Annotated in this window: 6 protein-coding genes and 1 pseudogene; 4 read left to right on the top strand and 3 right to left on the bottom strand. The window is 54.4% G+C overall.

Annotated features, from left to right (window positions below; genetic code table 11):
* The 3 genes and pseudogenes from ACTJKE_RS35140 to ACTJKE_RS35130 all read right to left on the bottom strand — a co-directional run.
* A pseudogene (locus ACTJKE_RS35140) lies at positions 1 to 278 on the bottom strand (electron transfer flavoprotein subunit alpha/FixB family protein); the annotation flags it as partial.
* A gap of 77 nt (positions 279 to 355) precedes the next feature.
* Positions 356 to 1,105, bottom strand: coding sequence for an electron transfer flavoprotein subunit beta/FixA family protein (locus tag ACTJKE_RS35135; protein WP_440661840.1), 750 nt, complete (start codon positions 1,103 to 1,105; stop codon positions 356 to 358).
* Between the two features lie 306 nt (positions 1,106 to 1,411).
* The gene (locus tag ACTJKE_RS35130; RefSeq protein ID WP_427143497.1) at positions 1,412 to 2,761 is read right to left on the bottom strand and encodes an MFS transporter; all 1,350 of its coding nucleotides are present in this window, start codon (positions 2,759 to 2,761) and stop codon (positions 1,412 to 1,414) included.
* A gap of 447 nt (positions 2,762 to 3,208) precedes the next feature.
* On the opposite strand from ACTJKE_RS35130, the gene ACTJKE_RS35125 reads away from it, so the two are divergent.
* The 4 genes from ACTJKE_RS35125 to ndpC all read left to right on the top strand — a co-directional run bounded on the left by ACTJKE_RS35125 (position 3,209) and on the right by ndpC (position 7,925).
* The gene (locus ACTJKE_RS35125; RefSeq protein ID WP_024899816.1) at positions 3,209 to 4,384 is read left to right on the top strand and encodes an FAD-dependent oxidoreductase; all 1,176 of its coding nucleotides are present in this window, start codon (positions 3,209 to 3,211) and stop codon (positions 4,382 to 4,384) included.
* The gene (locus tag ACTJKE_RS35120) at positions 4,381 to 5,307 is read left to right on the top strand and encodes a hypothetical protein (protein ID WP_427143498.1); all 927 of its coding nucleotides are present in this window, start codon (positions 4,381 to 4,383) and stop codon (positions 5,305 to 5,307) included. The genes ACTJKE_RS35125 and ACTJKE_RS35120 overlap by 4 nt, the downstream gene beginning before the upstream one ends.
* 122 nt (positions 5,308 to 5,429) lie before the next feature.
* Positions 5,430 to 5,807 carry a nuclear transport factor 2 family protein gene (locus tag ACTJKE_RS35115; RefSeq protein ID WP_427143499.1) on the top strand — a complete coding sequence of 126 codons (378 nt, stop codon included), beginning with the start codon at positions 5,430 to 5,432 and terminating at the stop codon, positions 5,805 to 5,807.
* Positions 5,808 to 5,909: 102 nt separating this feature from the next.
* Positions 5,910 to 7,925: a 6-hydroxypseudooxynicotine oxidase gene (gene ndpC, locus ACTJKE_RS35110; protein ID WP_427143500.1), complete on the top strand. Its 2,016-nt coding sequence runs from the start codon at positions 5,910 to 5,912 to the stop codon at positions 7,923 to 7,925.
* The last annotated feature ends 62 nt before the right edge of the window (positions 7,926 to 7,987 follow it).

Genomic DNA, 7,987 nt, shown 5'->3' with positions numbered 1-7,987 from the left:
GAGGTCGCAGCCGAGACGATGGCGTCATAGGAGCCGGCAAGCGACACGATGAGCGCTGCCAGCGGTTCGGCGAGGTTGTTGCCGAGGCTTGCATCGTCGGCGAGCAGGACCTTCGTCACGCCCGAGAGCTTTGCAGCCGCATCGGCCGCAGCCTTGGCACCAGAGCCGGCGACGAGCACATGCACGTCGGAACCGATCTTCGATGCTGCCGTCAGCGCCTTGGCGGTCTGGTCGGAAAGGGTTGCGGTGTCGTGATCTGCCAGAAGAAGAATGGCCATGGTTGTGTTCTCCCTTGATTCCTTCGGTTCATGCCCTTGTCCGAAAACCGGTTCCCACTTTTCGGGGCATGAACGCCTTAGAGCACGCCGGCTTCGGTCTTGAGCTTTTCGACCAGCTCGGCGACCGACTTAACCTTGACGCCTGCCTTGCGGCCCGACGGCTCCTCGGTCTTCAGCACCTTCAAGCGCGGGGCGGTATCGACGCCGAAATCGGCCGGCGACTTCTTGTCGAGCGGCTTCTTCTTCGCCTTCATGATGTTCGGCAGCGAAGCATAACGCGGCTCGTTGAGGCGCAGGTCCGTGGTGACGACGGCCGGAAGCTTGACCGCGATGGTCTGCAGACCACCGTCGACTTCGCGCGTCACCTCGGCCGAACCGTTGCCGATCTCAACCTTCGAGGCAAACGTCGCCTGTGGCCAGCCGAGCAGCGCCGACAGCATCTGACCGGTCTGGTTCGAATCGTCGTCGATCGCCTGCTTTCCGACGATGATCAGGCCGGGCTGTTCGGCCTCCGCCACACCCTTGAGGATCTTGGCGACCGCCAGCGGCTCGACGGCATCGTCCGTCTCGACCAGCACGGCGCGGTCTGCGCCCATGGCGAGCGCGGTGCGCAGCGTCTCCTCGGCTTTCGCCGGACCGATCGACACGACGACCACTTCCTCCGCCTTGCCGGCTTCCTTCAGACGCAGCGCTTCCTCGACCGAAATCTCGTCGAACGGGTTCATCGACATCTTCACATTCGCAAGTTCGACGCCAGAACCATCCGACTTCACGCGGATCTTTACATTGTAATCAACAACGCGCTTCACTGGGACAATGATCTTAATGCCGGAGTTTATTTGCATGTTTCGAAGCCTTTTTTACTTCCCTAGGTTCAAAATTCTGAAGAGCCTCATTGACTAGATTCCCTTATCTTGCGTTTGCCATTCAACCCCATTGCTTTCCGCTAAAGCCGCCGAAACGTCCGACAACATCTTTGAGTCCGGTTTGCTCGCCAGCAGCAACCCTTCGCCAACACTTCGGCTTTCGGCTAAGTGCAGCAATACCGCGAAACTCGCCGTTATCCGGTATGTAAATGGAGCACGATGGGTGAATGACAGCTCCGCCGCCATTCACCTTCAAAAATCAACGCATTAATTGACGTCGCGCAGGTCAATGCCCCTAGTTTCTTTCCAAGTTGCCACCACGCCCGCCGCTATTAGAACAACGATAACGACATACAGGTTAAAGACCCAAGAGAGTTGTTGGCTAGAAAACCAACTGCTCAAGTATGGTGCTGTGCCGCCAAACAGAGCAAGTGAAAGAGGGAGAGAAATACCCATAATGCGCGACCGGTACCGTGTTGGAACACGTTCAGCGATGATTGCGGGTAGCGTACCACCAATACAACCAGTAACCGAGAGCATGACGCCCTGTGCGACAAATAGCGTCCAAGGCTCACTGGATATGAAGCTAATTAGCGGAAATGTTAGCACTGCTACTGACAGAAAATAGAATATGGTGACGGGCTTCCTGCCGATTCGATCGGAAACGTATCCCCATACAGGAACGGCGATGATATAGGGAATTTGTGCAAACAAACTCGCTGTGAAGGCGCCGCTTGGATCCATGCCACGCTGCGTTATTGCGAACACCGCAGCGTACGCGGTCCAGAGATAATATGGCAGGCCGACGCCGGCTTGGTAGAAGAAAATCCCGACAGCACGTGATATAATTTTGCTTCTCGGCCAATCGGAGGTCTCGACCGGATTAGGGGAACCCTCCCCTTTTGAACCTACGAAATCCGTCAGTACGTCGCTTTCCATCATGCTCTTTCGCAGAAACAACACGAGCACGGAAAGCAGAGCACCGAGGAGAAACGGAATACGCCAGCCCCACGAGTCCATGTCTACGGCATCAATTACCCGGGTCAAGACCACACCAAGCAGCGTAGCGACTATGCTGCCGATGCCGACACTAAAGAACATGCTGCTCGTCCACAGGCCCCGCCGCTCCTTTGGAGCGATTTCCGCAAGATATGCGTAGGAAGCGGTCGCCTCACCCCCATGAGCAAAACCTTGCAACAACCTAGCAGCCAATACGATGAGAGACGCGAATCCGCCGATAGCGGCATACGTTGGGGACACGGCAATCAAAAGACTGCCGAAACCCATTAGTACCATGCTTGTCAACAGCACGGATCTGCGCCCCAAGCGATCCGCAAGGGCTCCGAAGACAATACCTCCAAGCGGACGAGAGATGAAGCCGACCGCAAAAATCGCCAAGGTGCTCAACAAAGCTGAGACAGGGTCTTGGGTGTCAAACATTGCCTTAGCTATGTAAGGCGCGAAAACCGCATAGATCGTCCAGTCGTACCACTCGAGTGTATTGCCCAGGCCAGTCGCGATTAATGACTTCCGTCGGAGTACATTACCCAGCCCATGCGAACGACCGACGGTTTGCACTTGTATGCCTGCATCAGATGACCCAACGTCCACGCTCATGAATTCCTCCCCCGCGTTCCGTCAAAACCCATTAAGTGCAGCCCCCTTCGAACAGATCAGAGGGTGTTGCGACTCTTGACGCCGACTTGGTCGGCGAAAGACACAATAGCGCCGGCCTCAATAAATTACAATATTGAATAATTAATTTGCCTCGGAAAGGCAGCTTCGCGTGTCGACTCGGCTCCCCAAATCTACCGTTATGTACTGGTCGCAGGTTTACGTGGACGCTCAATGGCAGGCCGTTGAGCGCAACCCAGTCGTCTTGACATCAGCGCGGTTTCTAATTATTCAATTTGTGAATTCACTGCGGGCGAGTATCGTTCGATCGGAGGGCAGCGGCAACTGGCGTGCCATGTTTGGCCGGCGCGGCAGCGTCGACGTAAATGTGGTGACCTTCAATGCCCGTTGGGTCAGCGACCACCATTTTCAAAGGGAGCGAGAGTTAATATGAGCGCACATGTCGTTGTCGTCGGTGGCGGCCCAACCGGGCTTCTTACCACGTTAGGCTTAGCACGTTCCGGTATGCGTGTGACTGTCTTGGAAGCAGAGGCGAGGCCCAACGATAGTCCTCGTGCGCTTGTTTACCATTCATCTGTTCTGCCACATCTCCGAGATCTAGGTGTGCTCGATGATTGCGTGAAGGCTGGCTTCCTTCGGCAGGACCACGCCTGGCGCATCCACGAAACCGGCGAGATGATTCGTTGGGATATCGGGTGTCTTGAAGGCGAGATCGAATTCCCCTACGCCCTTCATCTGGGTCAAGATAAGCTTTCACTTATCATTCTCTCGCATCTGCAGAGGTTGCCGAACGTAGAGATCCACTATTCGACCACTCTGGCTGCATGCGAACAGAACAGTAGTGGTATTCGGGCGACGATTGTAAAGGATGGAGTTAACGAGACCATTGACGCCGACTGGTTGATCGGGGCCGACGGCGCCACCAGTTTTGTTCGGCGAGAGGTTTTGAAGCTTAACTTCTTCGGTATCACGTGGCCAGAACGTTATGTCGCAACTAATACACGCGTAGATCTGGATCGGCGTGGCTATTCGAAGACGACGATGCAGATCGATCATGTCTACGGTTCGGTCATCTGTAAAATCGACACGAGCGACTTCTGGCGCGTGACATTTATGGAAGACCCAGCGCTTCCAGTCGAGGAACTCCCTCAGAGAATTGCAAAGGTGTTGCCGAGTTTGCTTACCGGCGGCGTTCCGTTCGAGGTGGAGGCATTTTCGCCCTACCGAATGCATCAACGCTGCGCTGATCGAATGCGGGTAGGGCGCATTATGCTAGTCGGTGATGCAGCGCACATCACCAATCCCACAGGGGGGCTAGGGCTGACAGGGGGTATGTTTGACACATTCGCGCTCGTCGAGGCCCTGACCCAAGTTGTTCACGATAACCGTAGCGAAGACATATTGGAAACCTACGATAGAGACCGTCGTTTCAAGTTTCTTGAAATTGTCTCGCCGCGCGCATCTTCAAACCTACGTAACATGTATCATATGCTACCTGGCCAGCAGAAAGAGCAGTGGATCGAGGAGGCGCGTGCGATCGCTGCGGACAGAGACAAGATGCGCGTCGTGATGAAGTTCCACGAACAGATGCGGACAGTATATTGAGCAATCTAACACCATTGGCCCTCGCAGACTTCGGGGGGAGATTTCTCACAACGTCCCGCAACCTGCACGCGGGCGAGACTTATCCGGGTCCAACTGCCTATGTCGAATGGTTCGTGCCCGTCGAACCAAAAAGCGTATCGATTACATTCGTACATGGCGGTGGTGGACAAAGTTCGGAGTTTCTGCGCACTCCGGATGGGCGGCCCGGCTGGGCGCACGCCTTTCTGCGCGCGGGATATCCCGTATACTTGCTTGACCGGCCAGGACATGGGCGAAGCCGCTGGGATCGGCGCGTACTTGGCAGTGCGACGGAACCACCTAGTTATGAGCAACTCGGTCCACGTTTTTTTGAAGCAGCGAAAAGCCAACTTTGGCCGGGGGCTGAAAAACACACGCAATGGCCCGGCGGTGAGACCCCTGTTGATCGCTTCATGGCGAGTCAAGGGCCAATGGCAACAAGTCTCGCCGCAAGCCAAGAACACGTGGAAGCTATCGCGCAGGGCCTATTCAGCATGGTTGGGGACACCGTTTTGCTCAGCCACTCCGCTGGTGCGCCGTGCGGATGGGCATTGGCGGCGATTGGTGGCCCATCAGTGAGGGCTATCGTTGCGGTGGAGCCACTAGGCTGTCCTGGCTTCAAACACCCCCTAGGCCAATTTTCGCACGGCCTCAACGCGGCACCCCTTTCCGGGGAGCATGATCCATTCATGCGGCCGATCGCGGTTGTAACAGGTGAAGCAAGTTGGATGCGTGAAGCAAATGCACAAGCAGCAGACTACATCCGGGGCCGGGGAAACCATGTCGACCACATTCGTCTTGAAGAGAAAGGCATCTTCGGGAATGGTCACATGTTAATGTCTGAGTATAACTCCGACGATATAGCTCGGGAGATCATAGATTGGCTCGCCGGTCATGTGAGCTGAGCCCCAACTTGTCTTCTTTGCGCAGTTAATACTGCGCTCCGAGGTGGACTGACCATCTGGTCATTCTTTCGGTGATAGCTCTCGAACCTTTCGGATTGTAGGAATCTATTGGAGGATTGTAAATGGAAAATCTTATCGCACAGGTTGAGTCCTTTATGGATACGTTCAACACACGCGATTTCTCGAAGACGCTCGATTTCTTCACCGACGCTAGTGTATACGTGGACCCTTTCGGTGTTCAGCACAGTGGACGCGCAGCAATTGGACAAGCGCTTGCGCCGAGTGATCAATTTTTGAACGCCTCCACAAAATACGACATCACATCCACCTCCATTGACGAGCGTACTTCGACTGCGACCGTTACATGGACCCTAGTAATAACATCCGATGGAAACACCTCTGCCATCGACGGTCTCGATATTCTTCGCTTCCGCGAGGGAAAAATTGCAGTTAAAAATGCGTTTTGCAAAGCGCGCGAGATCTCAACCCGCACGATCTGAACACCGGCGGTTTGTAAGCATTAACTTCTTCGCCATCTTAAATTGTCAGCGCACCATCATTAGCGTTGTACAGCATACCCGACACCGATTGGAGCGTCTCTAATGCGAGATCCACGTTATGACATCCTGTTCGAGCCCGTTCAAATTGGTCCCGTCAGAACCAAGAACCGATTCTACGTTGTACCGCATGCTCTAAGTATGGGTATGTCCTCCATCGACGGAATGATCGCGTATCGAAAAGCTCGGGCCGAAGGAGGATGGGGCGTCGTATGCTTGGAGGAAACGATGATTCATCAAACCTCTGACCATGCACCGCTCCCGGACCCCTGTTTTTACAGCGACAGTCATGTCCCCCAACTAGCACGCGTTGCCGCAGCCATAAAAGAACATGGTGCGTTGGCCGGCGTGGAACTCGCACATGCAGGTGCGTCGGGACCGGCCGCCTCCCATCGCGAGCATCCATTATCTCCTACCGCCAAATTCCCCCACTACTATTACAACCCGATCACAGCCCGTACAATCGACAAGCAAGATATTGCCAACTTCAGACGCTGGTATCGCGATGCGGCAGTGCGCGCTAAATCGGCCGGATTTGACATTGTGTATGTCTACTGCGCTCACAATTTGTCCCTTCTGCAGGACTTCCTTGATGTAAAAACAAACAAGAGAACCGACGAATACGGTGGGGTCTTCGAAAATCGCGTTCGACTGCTTCGCGAAACTCTTTCTGACGTGAAGGATGCGGTTGGCGACACTTGCGCGGTTGCGGTCCGATTTGCGGTAGAAGACAGGCGACGGGCATCAAATATTACCGCACTTGAAGACGGGCGGCGCGTTGTTGAAGCACTATCGGACGTTCCTGACCTGTGGGATGTCAATGTTAGTGATTGGCCGTGGGATAGCGGAAGCAGTCGCTTCTTTGAAGAAGGGCAGCAAGAGCCGTTTATCGATTTTGTTAAGAGCGTAACGAACAAACCTGTTGTAGGTGTTGGGCGATTTACGTCTCCTGACGCTATGGTCAGCCAGATTAAGCGGGGCGTTCTGGATTTAATCGGGGCCGCCCGACCTTCAATAGCCGACCCCTTCTTGCCAAACAAGATAGACGAAGGACGCCATGATGATATCCGTGAGTGCATAGGATGTAATGCTTGCACAGCAGAGGTTATGACATACGTCCGTATTCGCTGTACTCAGAACCCGTCAGCAGGAGAAGAGCATACTTTAGGCTGGCATCCAGAAAATGTGCCTCCTGCCGATGACCCATCCAAGACGATTCTTGTTGTGGGTGGTGGTCCCGCGGGTCTCGAAGCGGCCCACACACTTGCGAAACGCGGTTACCAGGTTTCTATCGCAGATGGAGGATCGGAGTGGGGGGGCCGTCTGGTGCGAGAGCGTAAAATGCCTCGCTTGAGTGCCTGGGGGCGCGTGGTGGATTACCGTGTTGGGCAATTGCAGACGATGCCCAATGCAAACATGTATCTCAACAGTGCCCTGACTGCTAACGACGTGATCGGCTTCGAAGCTGATCATGTGATCGTGGCGACCGGAGCAAAATGGCGCAAGGACGGGATCGGTCGCAATCACGATGAACCGATACCCGGCGCCGATCTCCCCCACGTGTACAGCCCGGAAGAAATCTTGGATGGCAACTTACCAAGCGGTGAGGTCGTCGTTTATGATGAAGACTACTTCTACATGGCAACGGTAGTGGCTGAGCGCCTTGCCCGGGCGGGCTGTAAAGTAACTTACATCACGACTGCGAGCGATCCGGCACCTTGGACGATCAACACGCTGGAACTTGTCCACGTAATCAACTCAATGAACGAGATGGGTATTGAAATCGTTGTCGGAACCTCCGTAACTAGTATCTCGTCGGGCAACATTACGACGAGTCGTATTCTTACTGGTGTGGAATCCAGTAGAAAAGTGGACGCCGTCGTTCTGGTAACCGGCCAAGTATCCGATGATATTCTTTATCATGAGTTAGTTGCAAAGAAAGAAGCAGGAAAGATTGCGTCGGTCGAACGCATAGGGGACTGTCTTGGGCCGGGCCAAATCGCTCAGGCCACTAAAGATGGACGAAAGGCCGGCATTGAATTTTGCGGTACCGGTCGTTAGGTCTCTTTTAAATCATCTCTCTCGGTCTCGTAGGAATCCCGCACGCATTTATTTGGTGCCTT

Origin of the sequence: Ensifer sp. 22521, from assembly GCF_052044795.1 — a bacterium.
Classification (GTDB): Bacteria; Pseudomonadota; Alphaproteobacteria; order Rhizobiales; family Rhizobiaceae; genus Ensifer.
Note: the sequence above shows the minus strand (reverse complement) of the source record. Positions and strands in the feature narration are given on the sequence as shown.

Excerpts from the sequence above, each read along its gene's own strand:
- ACTJKE_RS35130 (WP_427143497.1), bottom strand. The coding sequence starts at position 2,761 with ATGAGCGTGGACGTTGGGTCATCTGATGCAGGCATACAAGTGCAAACC.
- ACTJKE_RS35125 (WP_024899816.1), top strand. The coding sequence starts at position 3,209 with ATGAGCGCACATGTCGTTGTCGTCGGTGGCGGCCCAACCGGGCTTCTT.
- ACTJKE_RS35115 (WP_427143499.1), top strand. The coding sequence starts at position 5,430 with ATGGAAAATCTTATCGCACAGGTTGAGTCCTTTATGGATACGTTCAAC.
- ndpC (WP_427143500.1), top strand. The coding sequence starts at position 5,910 with ATGCGAGATCCACGTTATGACATCCTGTTCGAGCCCGTTCAAATTGGT.